Origin of the sequence: Mycobacterium sp. HUMS_12744610 (genome assembly GCF_041206865.1) — a bacterium.
Taxonomy (GTDB): domain Bacteria; phylum Actinomycetota; class Actinomycetes; order Mycobacteriales; family Mycobacteriaceae; genus Mycobacterium; species Mycobacterium servetii.
The window spans coordinates 4,280,518-4,297,924 of the sequence record NZ_JBGEDP010000001.1; the positions used below are offsets into that span (position 1 = coordinate 4,280,518).

14 protein-coding genes are annotated in these 17,407 nt (G+C 71.8%); 3 read left to right on the plus strand and 11 right to left on the minus strand.

Going from position 1 to position 17,407, the window contains the following annotated elements:
* Positions 1–5 precede the first annotated feature (5 nt).
* Together rpsP and AB8998_RS20585 are read right to left on the minus strand one after the other, a co-directional pair.
* Entirely contained in the window at positions 6–494 is a 489-nt protein-coding gene (gene rpsP, locus AB8998_RS20580; RefSeq protein ID WP_369739545.1) for a 30S ribosomal protein S16, read from the minus strand.
* A gap of 179 nt (positions 495–673) precedes the next feature.
* Complete coding sequence (locus tag AB8998_RS20585) at positions 674–1,093, minus strand: nuclear transport factor 2 family protein (protein WP_369739546.1); 420 nt, start codon at positions 1,091–1,093, stop codon at positions 674–676.
* A 57-nt stretch (positions 1,094–1,150) separates the two neighbouring features.
* On the opposite strand from AB8998_RS20585, the gene AB8998_RS20590 reads away from it, so the two are divergent.
* On the plus strand, positions 1,151–2,035 hold the full coding sequence (locus tag AB8998_RS20590) for a D-alanyl-D-alanine carboxypeptidase family protein (RefSeq protein WP_369739547.1): 885 nt from the start codon (positions 1,151–1,153) through the stop codon (positions 2,033–2,035).
* Between the two features lie 11 nt (positions 2,036–2,046).
* Here the strand turns inward: AB8998_RS20590 and AB8998_RS20595 are convergent, their stop codons facing one another.
* The 5 genes from AB8998_RS20595 to ffh form a co-directional block, all read right to left on the minus strand.
* Positions 2,047–2,643, minus strand: coding sequence for a TetR/AcrR family transcriptional regulator (locus AB8998_RS20595; protein ID WP_369739548.1), 597 nt, complete (start codon positions 2,641–2,643; stop codon positions 2,047–2,049).
* 1 nt (position 2,644) lies between these two features.
* Positions 2,645–4,480, minus strand: a complete 1,836-nt coding sequence (locus tag AB8998_RS20600; RefSeq protein WP_369739549.1) for an N-acyl-D-amino-acid deacylase family protein — start codon at positions 4,478–4,480, stop codon at positions 2,645–2,647.
* Positions 4,481–4,551: 71 nt separating this feature from the next.
* Positions 4,552–6,240 carry a serine/threonine-protein kinase gene (locus tag AB8998_RS20605; protein ID WP_369739550.1) on the minus strand — a complete coding sequence of 563 codons (1,689 nt, stop codon included), beginning with the start codon at positions 6,238–6,240 and terminating at the stop codon, positions 4,552–4,554.
* 9 nt (positions 6,241–6,249) lie between these two features.
* Positions 6,250–7,368 carry a metal-dependent hydrolase family protein gene (locus AB8998_RS20610; protein WP_369739551.1) on the minus strand — a complete coding sequence of 373 codons (1,119 nt, stop codon included), beginning with the start codon at positions 7,366–7,368 and terminating at the stop codon, positions 6,250–6,252.
* Between the two features lie 7 nt (positions 7,369–7,375).
* Complete coding sequence (ffh, locus tag AB8998_RS20615; protein ID WP_369739552.1) at positions 7,376–8,959, minus strand: signal recognition particle protein; 1,584 nt, start codon at positions 8,957–8,959, stop codon at positions 7,376–7,378.
* 89 nt (positions 8,960–9,048) lie between these two features.
* Here ffh and AB8998_RS20620 point away from each other — a divergent pair, with 89 nt between their 5' ends.
* Together AB8998_RS20620 and AB8998_RS20625 are read left to right on the plus strand one after the other, a co-directional pair.
* Complete coding sequence (locus AB8998_RS20620; RefSeq protein WP_369739553.1) at positions 9,049–9,843, plus strand: alpha/beta hydrolase; 795 nt, start codon at positions 9,049–9,051, stop codon at positions 9,841–9,843.
* Between the two features lie 102 nt (positions 9,844–9,945).
* Positions 9,946–11,685 (plus strand): DEAD/DEAH box helicase, encoded by a 1,740-nt coding sequence (locus AB8998_RS20625; RefSeq protein ID WP_369739554.1) that lies wholly within the window; start codon positions 9,946–9,948, stop codon positions 11,683–11,685.
* 7 nt (positions 11,686–11,692) lie between these two features.
* Here the strand turns inward: AB8998_RS20625 and AB8998_RS20630 are convergent, their stop codons facing one another.
* The 4 genes from AB8998_RS20630 to ftsY all read right to left on the minus strand — a co-directional run bounded on the left by AB8998_RS20630 (position 11,693) and on the right by ftsY (position 17,357).
* Positions 11,693–14,149, minus strand: coding sequence for a [protein-PII] uridylyltransferase (locus AB8998_RS20630; protein WP_369739555.1), 2,457 nt, complete (start codon positions 14,147–14,149; stop codon positions 11,693–11,695).
* Positions 14,150–14,176: 27 nt separating this feature from the next.
* Entirely contained in the window at positions 14,177–14,515 is a 339-nt protein-coding gene (gene glnB, locus AB8998_RS20635; protein ID WP_144956377.1) for a nitrogen regulatory protein P-II, read from the minus strand.
* Positions 14,516–14,517: 2 nt separating this feature from the next.
* Positions 14,518–15,930: an ammonium transporter gene (locus AB8998_RS20640; RefSeq protein ID WP_369741679.1), complete on the minus strand. Its 1,413-nt coding sequence runs from the start codon at positions 15,928–15,930 to the stop codon at positions 14,518–14,520.
* Between the two features lie 167 nt (positions 15,931–16,097).
* Positions 16,098–17,357: a signal recognition particle-docking protein FtsY gene (ftsY, locus tag AB8998_RS20645; protein WP_369739556.1), complete on the minus strand. Its 1,260-nt coding sequence runs from the start codon at positions 17,355–17,357 to the stop codon at positions 16,098–16,100.
* Positions 17,358–17,407 lie beyond the last annotated feature (50 nt).

A 17,407-nucleotide genomic window follows, 5' to 3' on the forward strand; every position in this document is an offset into this window, starting at 1 on the left:
GCCGGTCAGCTTTCCGCGGCGGGCGAGGCCGGCTCGGGCTGCTCGCCTTCGGCAGGCGCCTCGGCAGGCGTCTCTGCGGCGGCCTCGGCCTTGGCCGCCGTCTTGGCGGGGGCCTTCTTCTTGGGCTTGGCGGCCTCGGTGGTCGGGCCGCCCTCGGCCTCGGCCAGCGCGGCGTTGAACAGCTCCAGCTTGCTGGGCTTGGGTGGCTTGACCTTCAGGGTGCCCTCGGCGCCCGGGAGGCCCTTGAACTTCTGCCAGTCGCCGGTGATCTTGAGCAGCTTGAGGACCGGCTCGGTGGGCTGGGCGCCGACCGACAGCCAGTACTGCGCGCGCTCGGAGTCGATCTCGATCAGGCTCGGTTCCTCCTTCGGGTGGTAGCGGCCGATGACCTCGATCGAACGGCCGTCGCGCCGCGTGCGGGCGTCGGCGACGGCGATGCGGTACTGGGGGTTGCGGATCTTTCCAAGCCGGGTGAGCTTGATCTTGACAGCCATGTGTTACGCGCTCCTGTGTGTGTCACGCTGCAATTCGGCGATCGGGGCGGAATGCCCCGATCCGGTTTTGCCTCGCGTGTGCGACCCGCGCCCGAGCACCGAATCGAGGTGGGTCGCACGAGGGACAGCCGCCCATTGTGCCAGAGCGGGAGCCGCCACCGGAAATCCGCCTGACCGGCTCACATGACTTTCTGAAAGACCTTCGTCTCGACGCGGCGGCTCATCCGCCAGCCGTCAGGGGTGCGGGCGAACTCGTCGTCGTACCAGAGCCCGCAGAACAGCACCTGGTCGCTCTCGCCGCCCAGCACCATCGGGTTGAAGCAGATCACCCGCGACGAAGCGGTGTCACCGTCGATGCGGACCGAGAAGTTGCCGAGCATGTGCGCGTACACCGGGAAGTTCGGCAGCACCTCCGAGAGCCACTTCTTCACCTCGGGGAAGCGGCCGTCGATCCCGCCGAGCGCCCGGTAGTCGATGTAGGCGTCCGGGGTGAAAACCCGGTCCAGGTCGTCGAAGCGCCGGTTGTCGATGGCGGTGGAGTAGTCCACCAGAAGCTGTTGGATCTCGAGGCGGTCGGAGATCTCGGCCAGGCTCAGCATGCATCGCACAGTACTGAACGTGGGCGCCCGACGAGCCGGAAGTTAGACTCTGCGGCCATGCGGAAGCTCATCGCCGCACTCGCCGCGGCGCTCGTGATCGGTGCCGGCGGGGTCGATGCGGTCGGCGCCCCGGCGGCCCGCGCCGACAGCATGCAGCCGGTCGGCTCGGTGCCGATCCCCGACGGCCCGGCCCAGACCTGGATCGTGGCCGACCTCGACAGCGGTGAGGTGCTCGCCGGCCGCGACCAGGATGTGCAACACCCACCCGCGAGCACCATCAAGGTGCTGTTGGCGCTGGTGGCGCTCGACCAGGTGAGCCTGGACTCGACCGTGGTCGCCGACGCCGCCGACGCCGACGTCGAATGCAGCTGTGTGGGCATCAAACCGGGCCGCAGCTACACCGCACGCCAGCTGCTGGACGCCATCCTGCTGGTGTCGGGCAACGATGCGGCCAACACGCTGGCGCACCTGATGGGCGGCGCCGACGCAACCGTCGCCGCGATGAACGCCAAGGCCGCCTCCCTGGGGGCGACGAGCACGCACGCGTCGACGCCGTCCGGCCTGGACGGGCCCGGCGGGTCCGGCGCGACCACCGCGCACGACCTGGCCGTCATCTTCCGCGCCGCCCTGGCCAACCCGGTGTTCGCGCAGATCACCGCCGAACCGTCGGCGATGTTCCCCGGCGATCACGGCGAGCGACCGATCGTCAACCGCGACGAGCTGCTGCAGCGCTACCCCGGCGCGATCGGTGGCAAGACGGGCTTCACCAACGCGGCCCGCAAGACGTTCGTCGGCGCCGCCGCCCGCGGCGGGCGGCGGCTGGTGATCGCGATGATGTACGGGCTGGTCCACGAGGGCGGCCCGACGTATTGGGATCAGGCCGCCAACCTGCTGGATTGGGGTTTCGCGCTGAACCCGGAGACGGGCATCGGCTCGCTGTAGCCACCGCGTGCTTACTGGCCGGGCAGCGCCGCGGTGAGCAGGGCCGCGAGGACCGCGACCCGGCGCTCCGCGATGTCCGGCTGCGGCAGCACCCCCTCGACCACGGTGGCCCCGTCGAACACGTTGGTCATCAGCGCCACCACGACCGGGAACGTGTCCTGCGGGAAGCTCTCGGCGCCGGGCAGCGCCCGGGCGGCGTCGTGAATCTTGGCCCGGTACTGGCCGAGCTCGTGTTGCAGCGTCTCCCGGAGCTTTTCGTCGGTGCGGGCGGCGACCAACAGCTCGTAGAGCACCGCGTTGGTGGGGCTGGCGGTGAGGTCCCGCAGGATCGTCAGCGCCGCTTCCAGCGCGGGCCGGTCGGCGGGGATTTCGGCGACGCGCTTGGTGAAGGTTTCCAGCTGGCGGCGCAGCACCTCGGACGCCGTGGCGGCCATGAAGTCGCCCATCGTCTCGAAGTGGCGGAACAGGGCCCCGACGGACACCCCGGCGCGTTTGGTGATCACCGCCGCCGACGCGCGGGCATAGCCCACCTCGACGATGGTGGCGATGCTCGCCTCGAGGAGTCGCGCGACGGTCTCCTCGCGGCGCTGCTGCTGGGTGCGGGCCACGTCAGGCGCTCACGGCCGGGGACCCGCGCCGCGCGCCCGCCCGCAGGTAGCGGCCCGACCTGACGGTCCGGCCGTAGCCGTCCCTGAACCGGCCTGCCCGGAAGACGACGGCGCCACCCACGCCCGTCGCGACCACGGCGCCGTCGTTGCGGTTGACCATGCGCCGCAGGCCGCCGTAGTGGGGCACCGCCTCCTCGTGGTAGGCGTCGACCGACTCGTCCAGGCCGGCGGGGTCGATCACCACGAAGTCGGCGCGGTCGCCTTCGCGCAGCGTGCCGGCGTCGATGCCGAACCAGTCCGCCAGCTCGCCGGTCAGGCGGTGCACCGCGCCCTGGACGGACAAAAACGGCGCGCCCGCGCGTTCGGCGTCCCGAGTGCGCTTGAGCAGCCGCAGGGCGAAGTTGTAGAAGGCCATGTTGCGCAGGTGTGCGCCGGCGTCGGAGAAGCCCATGTGCAGGCTGGGCTCGGCGGCGAGCTTGTCGAGCTGTCGGGGCCGGTGGTTGGCGACGGTGGTGGTCCAGCGGACGTTGCGCTCGCCGTTGTCGACGAGCACGTCGAGGAAGGCATCGAGCGGGTGCAGCCCGCGTTCGTCGGCGATGGCCCCGAAGCTCTTGCCGATCAACGAGCGGTCGGGGCACTCGACGATCACCGCGTCGTGGAAGTCGCGGTGCCACAACGACGGCCCGAGCTTGCGCCGGTCGAACTCGCGCCGGAACCGGCGGCGATAAGACTGGTCGGCCAGCAGTTCGTTGCGCTGCAACTGGTCGCGCAGGTGCAGGGCCGCGGTCCCGGCACCGAACTCCTCGAACACCGGCAGGTCGATCCCGTCCGAGTACAGCTCGAACGGGACGGGCAGATGCTGGAACCGCACGTCAGAGCCCAGTAGCTTGTTCAGTATCCGGGTGCCCAGACCGAAGGTGTGCGCGGCCAGCGGCATCGACTTGGCGTCGGCCGACACCAGCATGCTCATCCGGACTCCCCTGCCGCGGCCGAAGATCCGGCTGCTCGCCAGGAAGAACAGCAGCCCCGACGCCGGGTTTTTGATGTCGGGGGCGCTCTGCAGCATCCGCCCGCGCCGGCGCAGCACGTCGATCAGCTTGCGCCGTTCCCGCCAGGTCGCGAAGGTCGACGGCAGCGCGCGCGACCGGAACCGGTCGCCGTCGAGCTTGTCGATCGCGGCGTCCATCCCCGACATGCCGAGCATTCCGGCGTCCAGCGCGTCGTCGAGCAACGCCGCCATCTTCTCGAGTTCGGCCGCGGTGGGCTGCGCGCCGGCGTCGGTGGCGCGGTCGAGTCCGAGCACCGCGGCCCGCAGGTCCGAATGCCCGAGCAGGGAGCCGACGTTGGGCCCGAGCGGCAGGGCGTCGATCGCCTCGACGTATTCGGCGGCCGTCGACCAGGTCCGCCGGGACGCCAGGGCGCCGTGGACGTACTCGCGCGGCACCGCCTCGACGCGGCTGAACAGGTCGGCGGCGTCCTCGGAGTCGGCGTACACCGTCGACAACGAGCAGTTGCCCAGCAACACAGTGGTCACACCGTGGCGCACCGACTCGGGCAGGCCGGGGTCCAGCAGCACCTCGGCGTCGTAGTGGGTGTGCACGTCGATGAAGCCGGGTACGACCCACTTGCCCGCCGCGTCGATCACCTCGGGGCAGCCGGTCTCGTCGAGCGGGCCGTCGGCGGGGCCGACCACGGCGACCACCAGGCCGTCGCGAATCCCGAGCGTGCGGGTTCGCGGCGGCCTGCCGGTGCCGTCGAACCACAGGCCGTCGCGGATGATCACGTCGTAGGTCACCGGGGCCTCCAAATTTCGTAAGGGTGCCACCGAACCTAGCATAGATAGCAAGCACTCACAATCTTTTTGGCGGCTCGAACGGTACCCGCCGCACGCCTCGCGGATGGGCCGGCTCAGGGATGGGGCTTGCCCGACGGCACCGCGCCCGGCCCGACGGGCGCCGGCGCCATCCCTTCGGGGCCGGCCGGCCCGGCGGTCGGGTCGGGCACCGTCACCCCCGGCGGCACCCCGCCGTGCGGGCTGGCCACCGCGGGGATGCGGATGACCGCCGAGCGCTGGCCGCATTCGTTGGTCTGCACGGTGAGGGTCTCTTCACCGGCGAAGTCGCCGTGCGCCCGCGGTTGCAGCGTCAACACCAACGTCGCGGTCTGCTTCTGGCGTAATCCGTCCGATCCGATGCACGGGAACCGGATGTCGACCGGCAAGGACTGCCATCGACCGTCCCCGTACGCCAGGAACAGCGGCGCACCGGGTGACACCTCGCGCAGGTGACCGGTGTCGTCCAGCCGGGTGGCGGCCGCGGTGCAGGACTGCGGCGCGCACGACGAGCGGAATGCCCACCAGGTGGTCACGTCCGGGGGTTGCGGGTCGGCGGCGTAGTTGTAGGTCTGCTTCGTGCGTTCGACGTCGATGCTGTACGTGCCGTCCAGCGGAACCGGGACGGCGGGCGGCGAGGTGGCACGGGTCCCGCCGGCCGAGGCCGACGGCGGCGCTGTACGGCCGGCGCCCTGAGCCGGGGCCGGTTGGTTCCTGCGCCCGATCACGAGACCCAGCGCGACCAGTCCGGCGACCAGCGCCACCGCCACGACCCGCACTGCGGCCTTGCGTAAGCCGCGCCTGGCCGGCACCGCCCGCGGGGGACGCGCGGGCGGTGCGGCCGGTGCGGCCGCGCCGGAGGGACCGGCCGGTCGCCCGCCCCACGCCCCTGCCGCCGGCCGCGCGCCGCCGTGTGCGTCGTCGGACTCGGGCCAGGCATAGGCGGGATAGTCGGCGACCAGGACCGCTTCCGGACCGCGGTCGCCGGGTGCGAGGCCCGCTTGCGCGTTGGCCGCGACGGCGAAGTCGGCGCACCGCGCGAACCGGTCGGCGGCCCGCGGGGCGAGCGCCCTGGCGAACACCTCGTCGAGGCGGGCCAGCTCCGGGCGCTGCTCGCTGAGCCGCGGCGGCGAGCCGGCCGCCAGCGGCGCACCGGTCAGCAGGTGAAACGCGGTGGCCGCCAGCGCGTACTGGTCGGCGCGCCCGTCGATGTCGGAGCCCGTCAACTGCTCGGGCGACCCGTAGGCCGCCGTCCTGGCGGGCTCCCCGATCGGCACAGCGACGCCGAAGTCGGACAACAGGATCCCGGGCTCGCCCTCGTCCCGGCCGGTCAGGAAGACGTTGGCCGGCTTGACGTTGCGGTGCAGCAGGCCGCGCTGGTGCGCGTAGTCGAGCGCCTCGGCGAGGGCGTTGACCACCGCGAGCGCCTCGCCGACCGGCGACACCGCGGGAAACCGGCCGGCCATCAGCTGCGCGGCGTTGACGCCGTCGACGTAGTCCATGGCGACCCAGAGCTGTCCCTCGAACTCGCCACGGTCGTTCACGCGCACGATGTGCGGGTGATAGAGGCTCGCGGCGATCGGGGTCTCGGCGTGAAACCGGCGGCGCAGTTCGCCGTCGCCCGACAGCGCCGGCGACAGCACCTTGAGCGCCTGCCAACGCGACGATCGAGGATCCTGGGCCAGATACACCGTGCCGGTCGCTCCGGAGCCCAGCCTCCGAGCCACGATGTATCCGGCGAATGTCGCGCCGCTGGGCAACGCCATCGTCAGATCCTATTCCCTCGCCGGACGCGACGCGCGCCCGGCCTCCGCGGCGACCCCGGCACGAAACGCGTTGCCGCGCAGTATCACAAGGTCCGGCGCAGCGAGTACATCGGGCCCTAGCCGAGGGTCGCGCGAGTAGCACAGCAGGTCGGCCGGCGCCCCGTGCTCGAGGCCGGGCCTGCCCAGCCAGCGGCGGGCGTCCCAGCACGCCGCGCCCAGCGCCTCGGTCGGGCTCATGCCGATGCGCGTGAGGGCCTCGACCTCGTCGCCGATGCGGCCGTGGGCGACCATGCTGCCCGCGTCGGTGCCGGCATACACCGGCACCCCCGCCTCCCGCGCGGCCGCGATCCGCTCGTAGCCGCGGGCATAAAGGTCGCGCATGTGCGCGGCGTAGGTCGGATACCGCGTCGCGGCATCGGCGATCCCGGGGAAGTTCTCGAGGTTGATCAGCGTGGGCACCAGCGCCGTGCCGTGCTCGAGCATCAGGGCGATGTTGTCGTCGGTGAGGCCGGTGCCGTGCTCGATGCAGTCGATGCCGGCGTTGATCAGGCCCGGCAGCGCGTCCTCGCTGAAGACGTGGGCGGTGACGCGGGCGCCGTGGGCGTGCGCGGCGTCGATCGCGGCCCGCAGCACGTCCTCGGACCACAGCGGCGCGAGGTCGCCGACGCCGCGGTCGATCCAGTCGCCGACCAGCTTGATCCAGCCGTCGCCGCGGGCGGCCTCCTCGGCGACGGCCGCCGGCAGCTGCGACTCGTCCTCGAGCTCGACGGCGAAGCCGGCGATATAACGCTTGGGCCGGGCCAGGTGCCTGCCGGCCCGGATGATGCGGGGCAGGTCGGCGCGGTCGTCGAGGGTGCGGGTGTCGGTCGGCGAGCCGCAGTCGCGCAACAGCAGCGCCCCGGCGTCGCGTTCGGTCTCGGCCTGGGCGATCGCCTCGTCGAGTTCGATCTCGCCGTGCTTGCCGAGCCCGACGTGGCAGTGCGCGTCCACCAGGCCGGGCAGGATCCAGCCGCCGTCAAAAAAGGTGTCGGCCCCGGCGGCCGGTTCGGTGCTGATGCGGCCGTCGACGACCCACAGTTCGACCTCGGCCTCATCGGGCAGCCCCCGGCCCCGCACGTGCAGGCGCACGAGACGGCTACTTCCTTCCTGGGTTGCCCGGGAACTTCAGCTTGGACAGGTCGAAATCGGCCAGTCCGGGCGGGAGCTCGTTGAGGCCGTCGGGCATCTGCGACAGATCCGGAAATCCCGCCGGCATTCCCGGCATGCCCGCCCCGAACGGGCTCTTCGCCTTGGGCGGCGTGGGGCCGCGCGCCCCCTTCTTGCCCTTCTTGCCGGCCTTGCCCTTGGCCTGTTTGCTCTTTCGCGTCGCGGACTTGCGGCCCATGCCGGGGATGCCCATGCCGCCGAGCATCGACGACATCATCTTGCGAGCCTCGAAGAAGCGGTCGACCAGCTGGTTGACCTCGGCGACCGTCACACCCGAGCCGTTGGCGATGCGCAGCCGCCGGGACGCGTTGATGATCTTCGGGTCCGCGCGCTCCTGCGGCGTCATCCCGCGGATGATGGCCTGCAGCCGGTCGAGTTGCGTGTCGTCGACGGCGGCCAGGGCGTCCTTCATCTGGCCGGCGCCCGGCAGCATGCCCAGCAGGTTGCCGATCGGCCCCATCTTGCGGATGGCCAGCATCTGTTCCAGGAAGTCCTCGAGGGTCAGCTCGCCGGTGCCGATCTTGGCGGCGGCCGCCTCGGCCTGCTCGGCGTCGAAGACCTGCTCGGCCTGTTCGATCAGGCTCAGCACGTCGCCCATGCCCAGGATGCGGCTGGCCATCCGGTCGGGGTGGAAGACGTCGAAGTCCTCGAGCTTCTCCCCAGTGGAGGCGAACAGGATCGGCACCCCGGTCACCTCGCGGACCGACAACGCGGCGCCACCGCGGGCGTCGCCGTCGAGCTTGGTCAGCACCACGCCGGTGAAACCGACACCCTCGCGGAACGCCTCGGCGGTGGTGACGGCGTCCTGCCCGACCATCGCGTCCAGGACGAACAGCACCTCGTCGGGGTCGACGGCGGTGCGGATGGCCGCGGCCTGGGCCATCAGCTCGTCGTCGATCCCCAACCGTCCGGCGGTGTCGACGATGACGACGTCGAAGTGCTTGGCGCGGGCCTCGGCGAGCCCGGCGGCCGCGACGGCGACGGGGTCGGGCGGGCCGACGTCGGGATCCGGTGATCCGGCGCCGGGATGCGGCGCGAACACCGGCACCCCGGCCCGCTGGCCGACGACCTGAAGCTGGTTCACCGCGGCCGGGCGCTGCAGGTCGCAGGCCACCAGCAGGGGCGTGTGCCCCTGGCCGCGCAGCCAGGCCGCGAGCTTGCCGGCCAGCGTCGTCTTGCCGGAGCCCTGCAGGCCGGCGAGCATCACGACCGTGGGCGGGGACTTGGCGTAGGCCAGCTGGCGGGTCTGGCCGCCGAGGATGCCGACGAGTTCGTCGTTGACGATCTTGACGACCTGTTGCGCCGGGTTGAGGGCGCCGGACACCTCGGCGCCGCGGGCGCGCTCCTTGATCCGGTTGACGAACGCCCGCACCACGGGCAGCGAGACGTCGGCCTCCAGCAGGGCGAGCCGGATTTCGCGGGTGGTGGCGTCGATGTCGGCGTCGGTCAGCCGCCCCTTGCCGCGCAGTCCCGCCAGCGCACCGGTCAACCGGTCAGACAGGGATTCAAACACCCGACCAGCCTAGTGGCTCGGCGGCCGGGGCACTTCGGCCGCGCGCGAAGGGCTTGACGGCGCGGCGCCGGCAAACGAGGGTCGAGCCCATGCTCGAGGTGCTCGACAAGGGCTCCACCAGCCCGGCGCATCCGGCGCCGCTGCTGTTCGTCCACGGCGGTTGGCACGCGGCGTGGTGTTGGGAGAACTTCCTGGACTTCTTCGCCGATGCCGGCTACCGCGCGGTCGCGGTGAGCCTGCGCGGGCACGGCGCGAGCCCCACCCCCACACCGCTGCACAGGGTTTCCGTCGCCGACTACATCGACGACGTCCGCGCCGTGGCCGACGACCTCGGCGGCTGGCCGGTGCTGATCGGCCATTCGCTGGGCGGCTTCGTCGTGCAGCGCTATCTGGAAACCCGCCGCGCCCCGGCCGCGGTGCTGGTCGGTTCGGTGCCACCGCAGGGCGTGCTCACGCTGGCGCTGCGGGTCTGGCGCCGCCGGCCGTCGATGACGCTGGAGACCTGGAACGACCGCACGCTGCTGAAATTCCTCGCCACCCCGGCCCTGGCCCGCGAGTACCTGTTCTGCGCCGACACGCCCGAGGCCGTCGTCGAATCCTGCCGGCAACGCGCCGGGGCCGAGAGCGTGCGCGCCGCGATGACCGACCCGATCCTCCGCCGGGTCGCAACCCGGCGCGTGAGCACGCCGATCCTGGTGCTGGGCGCCGAGTACGACGGCTTCGTCAGCGTCGAGGAGGTGCGCGCCACCGCCCGCGCCTACCGGACCGAGCCGGAGTTCTTCCCGATGGGTCACAACATGATGCTCGAGCCCGGCTGGCCCGACGTCGCCGGCCGGATCCTCGCGTGGCTGCGGGCCCGCGACGTCACCGGCTCGGCACGCTAGCTCGCCCGAGTCGCTGCCGCCGCGAAAAGCCTTGCCGTGCTAGATTTCACGTCCGCCACTTAACCAGGCCGGCCGCATCGGATCACGGGACCACGGGGGGAAATGTCGTTGCAACCGGTCAGCACGGAGCCACGCGCCGCGACCGGGCACGACCCCGGCCGCGCGTTGCGGGGTTGGCAGCGCAGGGCGCTGGTGAAATACCTGACCGGTCAGCCGCGCGACTTCCTGGCCGTGGCCACCCCCGGATCGGGCAAGACGACGTTCGCCCTGCGGGTGGCGGCCGAACTGCTGGCCCAGCGCGCCGTCGACCAGATCACCGTCGTGGTGCCCACCGAGCACCTCAAGGTCCAGTGGGCGCGGGCCGCGGGGACGCACGGCCTCGCCCTGGACCCGCGGTTCTCCAACACCAGCCCGGTGACCTCGCCGGAGTATCACGGCGTCACGGTGACCTACGCCCAGGTCGCCGCGCACCCGACACTGCACCGGGTGCGCACCGAACAGCGCAGGACGCTGGTCGTCTTCGACGAGATCCATCATGGCGGTGACGCCAAGACCTGGGGCGACGCGATCCGCGAAGCCTTCGGCGACGCGACGCGGCGACTGGCGCTGACGGGGACGCCGTTCCGCAGCGACGACAGCCCCATCCCGTTCGTCGACTACGAAGCCGGCTCCGACGGGATCCTGCGCTCGCGGGCCGACCACACCTACGGCTACGCCGAGGCGCTCGGCGACGGGGTGGTCCGCCCGGTGGTCTTCCTCGCCTACTCCGGCGAGGCGCGCTGGCGCGACAGCGCCGGCGAGGAGCACGCGGCGCGGCTGGGCGAGCCGCTGTCGGCCGAGCAGACCGCGCGGGCCTGGCGCACCGCGCTGGACCCGGCCGGCGAATGGATGCCCGCGGTGATCGCGGCCGCCGATCGGCGGCTGTGTCAGCTGCGCACGCACGTGCCCGACGCCGGCGGCATGATCATCGCGTCGGACCGGACCGCGGCCCGCGCGTACGCCGCGCTGCTGGAGCGGCTGACCTCCGAACAGCCCACGGTCGTCCTGTCCGACGACCCCGGATCGTCCGGGCGCATCACCGAGTTCGCCGAGAGCACGGGCCGGTGGCTGGTCGCGGTGCGCATGGTCTCCGAGGGCGTCGACGTGCCCCGGCTTGCGGTGGGCATCTACGCCACCAGCGCCTCCACGCCGCTGTTCTTCGCCCAAGCCATCGGCAGGTTCGTGCGGTCGCGGCGGCCGGGGGAAACGGCCAGCATCTTCCTGCCGTCGGTGCCCAACCTGCTGCAGCTGGCCAGCGAGCTGGAGGCCCAGCGCAACCACGTGCTCGGCGCGCCGCACCGGCCGGACGCGGACCCGCTCGACGGCGATCCCGCCACGCGCACGCAGACAGAGCAAGGCGAGGAGGACCGCGGCTTCACCTCCCTGGGCGCCGATGCCGAACTCGACCAGGTCATCTTCGACGGGTCGTCGTTCGGCACCGCCACCCCCGCCGGCAGCGACGAGGAGGCGGACTACCTGGGCATCCCCGGGTTGCTCGACGCCGACCAGATGCGGGCCCTGCTGCACCAGCGCCAGGACGAGCAACTGCAGAAGCGGGCCCGGCTCCAGCAGGACGCCGCGCACGCCGCGCCGGTGCCGTCGATGCACGGGGAGCTCCGCGAACTGCGCCGCGAGCTGAACACGCTGGTGTCGCTGACCCATCACCGCACCGGCAAGCCGCACGGCTGGATCCACAACGAGCTACGCCGCCGCTGCGGCGGGCCGCCGATCGCGGCCGCCACCCGCGACCAGATCCAGGCGCGCATCGTCGCGCTGCGGCAGATGAATTCGGAGCGGGCGTGAGCGCGCCCTAGTCGCCGACGGGCTCCTCGAGCACCTCGACGGCGGGGCCGCCCAGCACGGCCGCCAGGTGCTGCTCGACCACCGCGCGGGCCGAGTGCTCGCTGTCCCCGGCCGGCGCCGTCACGCAGAACACGTCGGCCGCGGTCGATCCGAAGGTGTTGACCTTTGCCCAGACGATGTCGACCCCGGCCCGTTCCAGCGCCCGGGTCAAAAGCGCCAGCAGGCCCGCCCGGTCCATGGCGCGGACTTCCAGGACCAGCTGGCCGAAAGGCGCGGTCTCCAGCCACAGGATGCGGGGCGGGGCGGTGGAACGCGTGACGGGAACACCGAACTGCACCTCGCCGGCCCGCGCGGTGGCCGCGCTCACCGCGTCGTTGTCGCGCTTCTCCAGCGTGCCCAGCACGTCGATGTCACCGCCCAGGGCGCCGGCGAACTGCTGGCGCAGCAGGCCCGCCTCGGGCGGCGAACCGAACAGCGGCGACACCACGAACTCGATGATCGCGACGTCGCCGTGGACGTTGGCCGACGCCGAATGGATGCGCAGCGAGTTCAGCGCCAGCACCGCGGCGGCGTTGGACACCAGCCCCCGCTGGTTCGGCGCGATCATCACGACCTGCAGGCGCTCGCCGCCGCCGGGCGCGACGTCCACCTGCACCCGGCGCTCACTGGTCAACGAAAGATATTGCGGTGCAACGGGTTCAGCCCGCGGTAGCGCCTCACCGGCCATCACCATCCGGCAGCGGCGGACCAGGTCCTCGATCAGGGACGCCTTCCATTCGCTCCACACCCCGGGTCCGGTGGCCTTCGAGTCGGCCTCGGTCAGCGCGTGCAGCACCTCGAGCAGCAGCGGGTCCCCGCCCAGGGCTTCGGACACCGCCGTGATGGTTTCGGGGTCCTTCAGGTCGCGACGGGTGGCCACCACCGGCAGCAGCAGGTGGTGGCGCACCAACTTGGCCAGCAGTTCGGTGTCCTCGGGCGAAATCCCCAGGCGGGGGCCGATCTTCAGCGCCATCTCGGCCCCGAGCACGCTGTGGTCCACGCCGCGGCCCTTGCCGATGTCGTGCAGCAGCGCGCCGAGCGCAAGCAGGTCGGGGCGCGCCACCCGGGTCGACAGCGGCGCGGCGTTCACGAGGGTCTCGACCACGTGCCGGTCCACCGTCCACTTGTGGGCGACGTCGCGCGGCGGCAGGTCGCGGATGGCGTCCCATTCCGGCAGCAGCCGCCCCCACAACCCGGTGCGGTCGAGCGCCTCGATGGTGGCCACCGCGGTCGGGCCGGCTGACAGCACGACCAGGAAGTCGTCCAGCGCCTCGCGCGGCCACGGGGCCGGCAGATCGGAGATTTCGGCGGCCAGCCGGCTCAGCGTGCCGGCGCCGATCGGCAGGCCCTTGTCCGCCGACGCGGCCGCCACCCGCAACACCAACCCCGCGTCGACGTCGGGACGCGCGTCGCGGGCGAGCACGATCTCCCCCGCGTAGTCGACGACCCCCTCGTCGAGCGGACGCCGCTTCGGGCGCCGCACCAGGGCGGAGATCCCGCGGCGCGGCAACGCGATCGCGGCGGTGCGCAGCCCGGTCTCGGCGTGGTAGGCGATGGTGCGGCCCGCGCCGGACAGGATCCGCGCCAGGTCGAACCTGTCACCGAAATGCATTGCGGCGCTGATCTCGTCGGCGAACTGGGCCAGCAGGACGTCACCTCCGCGCCCGGACACCCGGTGCAGCTCGGTGCGCACGTCGAGCAGCATCAGGTAGGCGGCGTCCAGCGAGCCGCCGGGCAGCTCCGGATTGTCCATGCCGTGGCGGTCGATGAGCTGGGCGAGGCCGAGCGCGTCGAGCAGCTGCACGTCGCGAAGGCCGCCGCGCCCCGACTTCAGGTCGGGCTCGGCGCGCTGGGCGATCCGGCCGCACCGCTGCCAGCGGGCGTGGGTGATCTCGACCAGCTCGTCCATGCGGGAGCGAATGGCACCGCGCCACTGGCGCCGCGCCCCGGCGATCAGCTCCTCCGAGAGCCGCGCGTCCCCCGCGATGTGGCGCGCATCCAACATGCCCAGCGCGGCCACCATGTCGCTGTCGGCCACACCGAGGGCCCCCGGGACGGTGCGCACGCTGTGGTCGAGCCGAATGTTGGCGTCCCACAACGGATACCACAATCCGTCGGCGACCCGCTCGAGCACGTCGGCGGGCTTGTCGTCGTGCAGCAGCATCAGGTCCAGGTCGGAGTGCGGCAGCAGCTCGCGGCGGCCCAGGCCGCCGACGCCGACGACCGCGAAGCCGCCGTCGTCGGTGATCCCGATCTCGGCGGCCTTGGCCGCCAGCCAGGACTCGTGCAGTTCCAGCCAGGCCCGCCGCAGCTTCGCGGGGCCGAGCTCACCGCCGTCGGCCAGCAGACGGCGCCGCGAGGCAACCAGATCGGTTGCCCCGCAAGCGTTTCCTGTCCCCAACGGGTCGGACCCGGTCGGGTTCATCCCTCCATGGTCCGGATCAACGGCGTGTCACAGCGCATCGGTCCCGCGTTCACCGGTGCGCACCCGAACGATGGTTTCCACGGGGCTGACCCAGACTTTGCCGTCACCGATCTTGCCGGTGCGCGCCGCCCGCACGATGCTGTCCACGACCTTGTCGACGATGGAGTCGTCGACGACGACCTCGATGCGGACCTTGGGCACGAAATCGACCGAGTACTCCGCACCCCGGTAGACCTCGGTGTGGCCCTTCTGGCGTCCGTAGCCCTGGATCTCGCTGACCGTCATCCCCAGGACGCCCGCGTCTTCGAGCGCAGTCTTGACGTCGTCGAGGGTGAACGGCTTGACGATCGCGGTGATGAGCTTCATCTCTACTCGGCCTCAACTTTCTCGCCCATTCGCTCCTCCATGCCGTTCCGGGTGTCCGGCACGGCAACCCGGGGGGGAAGCACCGAGCCGGTCGCCACGGCGAAATCGTAACTGCTCTCGGCGTGCTCGGCCTCGTCGATGCCCGCGGCCTCCGCCTCGGGGCTCAATCGAAGTCCCATCGTGTATTTCAGGATCAAAGCCAAAACAAGCGTGACCACACCAGAATAGATCAAGACGCTGAACGCGCCTATCGCCTGCCGCTCCAGCTGGGCCCAGCCGCCGCCGTAGAACAAACCCCGCGACACGCCCGTGACGCCGTTGATGGCCGGGGATTCCGGGGCCGCCAGCAGGCCGACCAGCAGCGTGCCCGCCAGGCCACCGACCAGGTGCACTCCGACCACGTCGAGCGAGTCATCGAAACCCAGCTTGAACTTCAGCCCGACCGCCAGGGCACACACCGCCCCGGCGACCGCGCCGACCACCAGCGCGCCCAGCACGTTGACCGACGAGCACGACGGCGTGATGGCGACCAGCCCCGCGACGATCCCCGACGCCGCGCCCAGCGTCGTCGCCTTGCCGTCGCGGATGCGCTCGGTGGCCAGCCAGGCCAGCATCGCCGCGGCGGTCGCGATCGTGGTGGTCACGAACGTCGTGCCGGCCGCACCGTTGGAGCTGGTGGCCGAACCGGCGTTGAAGCCGTACCAGCCGAACCACAGCAGGCCCGCCCCGAGCATGACGAACGGCAGGTTGTGCGGGCGGAACAACGTGGTGGGCCAGCCCCTGCGCTTGCCCAGCACGATCGCCAGCATCAGGCCCGCCACGCCGGCGTTGATGTGGACCGCGGTACCCCCGGCGAAGTCGATCGCGTGCAGCTTGTTGGCGATCCAGCCGCCGTGCTCGGCCACCGAGCCGTCGAAGGCGAACACCCAGTGCGCGATCGGGAAGTACACCAGCGTCGCCCACAGCCCGGAGAACACCAGCCAGGCGCTGAACTTCAGCCGGTCGGACACCGCACCTGAGACCAGCGCCACCGTGATGATCGCGAACATCAGCTGGAAGGCCACGAACACCGTGGCCGGCATGCTGCCCACCAGCGGGACGTCGGTGGCGGCGGTGCCGGCGCTCGGGTCCGCCTTCACCGCGTTCCCGCCGATGAGGCCCTTCAGGCCCCAGAACTGGCCCGGGTCACCGGCGACATTCCCCTTGTCGTCGCCGAAGGCCATCGAATAGCCGTAGAGCACCCACAGAACCGTCACCACGCCCATCGCGCTGATGCTCATCATGATCATGTTGAGCACGCTGCGGGCGCGGACCATCCCGCCGTAGAAGAACGCCAGACCCGGCGTCATCAACAGCACCAGCGCCGAACTCGTCAGCATCCAGGCGGTATCGCCGGTATCTGGCTGACCCATCATCGGGAATGTCACTCGCTACCACCTCCGGTCGGCCGTGAACTGGCCGCCAGACATGTGCCTGATGACCTGACCAGAACCATGCGAGATGGTTGTTTCGGCGCTGGGGCCGCCGTGTTTCGGCGGTATTAACGTCGGCCCGGTTGTGTAAGGGGGCCGTGCAACGGGTTTCAGCCCAGCAGCGCGTCGACGAACCCGGCCGCCTCGAACGGCGCCAAATCGTCGGGCCCTTCGCCGAGCCCGACCAGCTTCACCGGCACCCCGAGTTCCTGCTGAACCCGGAACACGATGCCGCCCTTGGCCGTTCCGTCGAGCTTGGTCAGCACCGCGCCGGTGATGTCGACGACCTCGGCGAAGACCCGGGCCTGGGCCAGCCCGTTCTGCCCGATGGTGGCGTCGAGCACCAGCAACACCTCGTCCACCTCGGCCCGCTTGGTCACCACCCGCTTGACCTTGCCCAGCTCGTCCATCAGCCCGACCTTGGTGTGCAGCCGGCCCGCGGTGTCGACGAGCACGACGTCGGCGCCCGCGGCGATGCCCTTGTCGACGGCGTCGAAGGCCACCGACGCCGGGTCGGCCCCCTCGGGGCCGCGCACCACCTCCGCGCCCACCCGGGACGCCCACATCTCGAGCTGGTCGGCCGCCGCGGCGCGGAAGGTGTCGGCGGCGCCCAGCACGACGCGCCGGCCGTCGGCCACCAGCACCCGCGCCAGCTTGCCGACGGTCGTCGTCTTCCCGGTGCCGTTGACGCCGACGACCAGCAGCACCGACGGACGGTCGGCGTGCGGCAGCGCGTGGATCGAGCGGTCCATGCCCGGCTGCAGCTGCGTGATCAGGACGTCGCGCAGCGCGGCCTTGGCGTCGGCCTCGGTGCGCACGTCGCTGCTGGCCAGCCGGCTGCGCAGCTGTGTCATCACCGACTCGGTGACCACGGGCCCCAGGTCTGCGATCAGCAGGGTGTCCTCGACATCCTGCCAGGAGTCCTCGTCCAGGTCGCCGCCGCCGATCAGGCCCAGCAGGCTGCGCCCGAACGCGTTCTGCGATTTGGCCAGCCGGCCGCGCAGCCGTTCGAGCCGGCCCTCGGTCGGCTCGATGGCCTCGATCTCGGGGGCCTCCGGTGGCGGCGCGACGGTCTCGGGTTCGGGGAGCCCGACGTCGGCGACCGTGCGCCGCGGCGCGTCGCGGGGAATCGTCGCGTCGTCGCCCACCCCGGGCAGTCCCGTGGTGTCGAGACGCTCCGCGGTCGGTGCGCCCTGGCTGAACGTGATGCCCGATGAGGCGGTATAGCCGCGGGGGCGCTCCAGCGTGCCGGGCTCGGGCCGGGCCAGCCTGATGCGCCGTCGCCGGTAGCGCGCCAGCCCCGCCACCAGCGCGACGATGACCAGCAGGACGGCGATGACGACGAGGGCGATCCAAAATCCTTGCGACACGCTGACATTCTTCCAGCCGCCCCGACGGCCCCGGGCGGCGGCAGCCGGTG

What these genes read in the sequence shown, in the direction of transcription:
- rpsP (WP_369739545.1), bottom strand. Translation starts at nt 494, where the DNA reads ATGGCTGTCAAGATCAAGCTCACCCGGCTTGGAAAGATCCGCAACCCC.
- AB8998_RS20625 (WP_369739554.1), top strand. Translation starts at nt 9,946, where the DNA reads ATGTCGTTGCAACCGGTCAGCACGGAGCCACGCGCCGCGACCGGGCAC.
- AB8998_RS20585 (WP_369739546.1), bottom strand. Translation starts at nt 1,093, where the DNA reads ATGCTGAGCCTGGCCGAGATCTCCGACCGCCTCGAGATCCAACAGCTT.
- AB8998_RS20630 (WP_369739555.1), bottom strand. Translation starts at nt 14,149, where the DNA reads ATGAACCCGACCGGGTCCGACCCGTTGGGGACAGGAAACGCTTGCGGG.
- AB8998_RS20605 (WP_369739550.1), bottom strand. Translation starts at nt 6,240, where the DNA reads ATGGCGTTGCCCAGCGGCGCGACATTCGCCGGATACATCGTGGCTCGG.
- AB8998_RS20600 (WP_369739549.1), bottom strand. Translation starts at nt 4,480, where the DNA reads ATGCTAGGTTCGGTGGCACCCTTACGAAATTTGGAGGCCCCGGTGACC.
- glnB (WP_144956377.1), bottom strand. Translation starts at nt 14,515, where the DNA reads ATGAAGCTCATCACCGCGATCGTCAAGCCGTTCACCCTCGACGACGTC.
- AB8998_RS20640 (WP_369741679.1), bottom strand. Translation starts at nt 15,930, where the DNA reads ATGATGGGTCAGCCAGATACCGGCGATACCGCCTGGATGCTGACGAGT.
- AB8998_RS20620 (WP_369739553.1), top strand. Translation starts at nt 9,049, where the DNA reads ATGCTCGAGGTGCTCGACAAGGGCTCCACCAGCCCGGCGCATCCGGCG.
- AB8998_RS20590 (WP_369739547.1), top strand. Translation starts at nt 1,151, where the DNA reads ATGCGGAAGCTCATCGCCGCACTCGCCGCGGCGCTCGTGATCGGTGCC.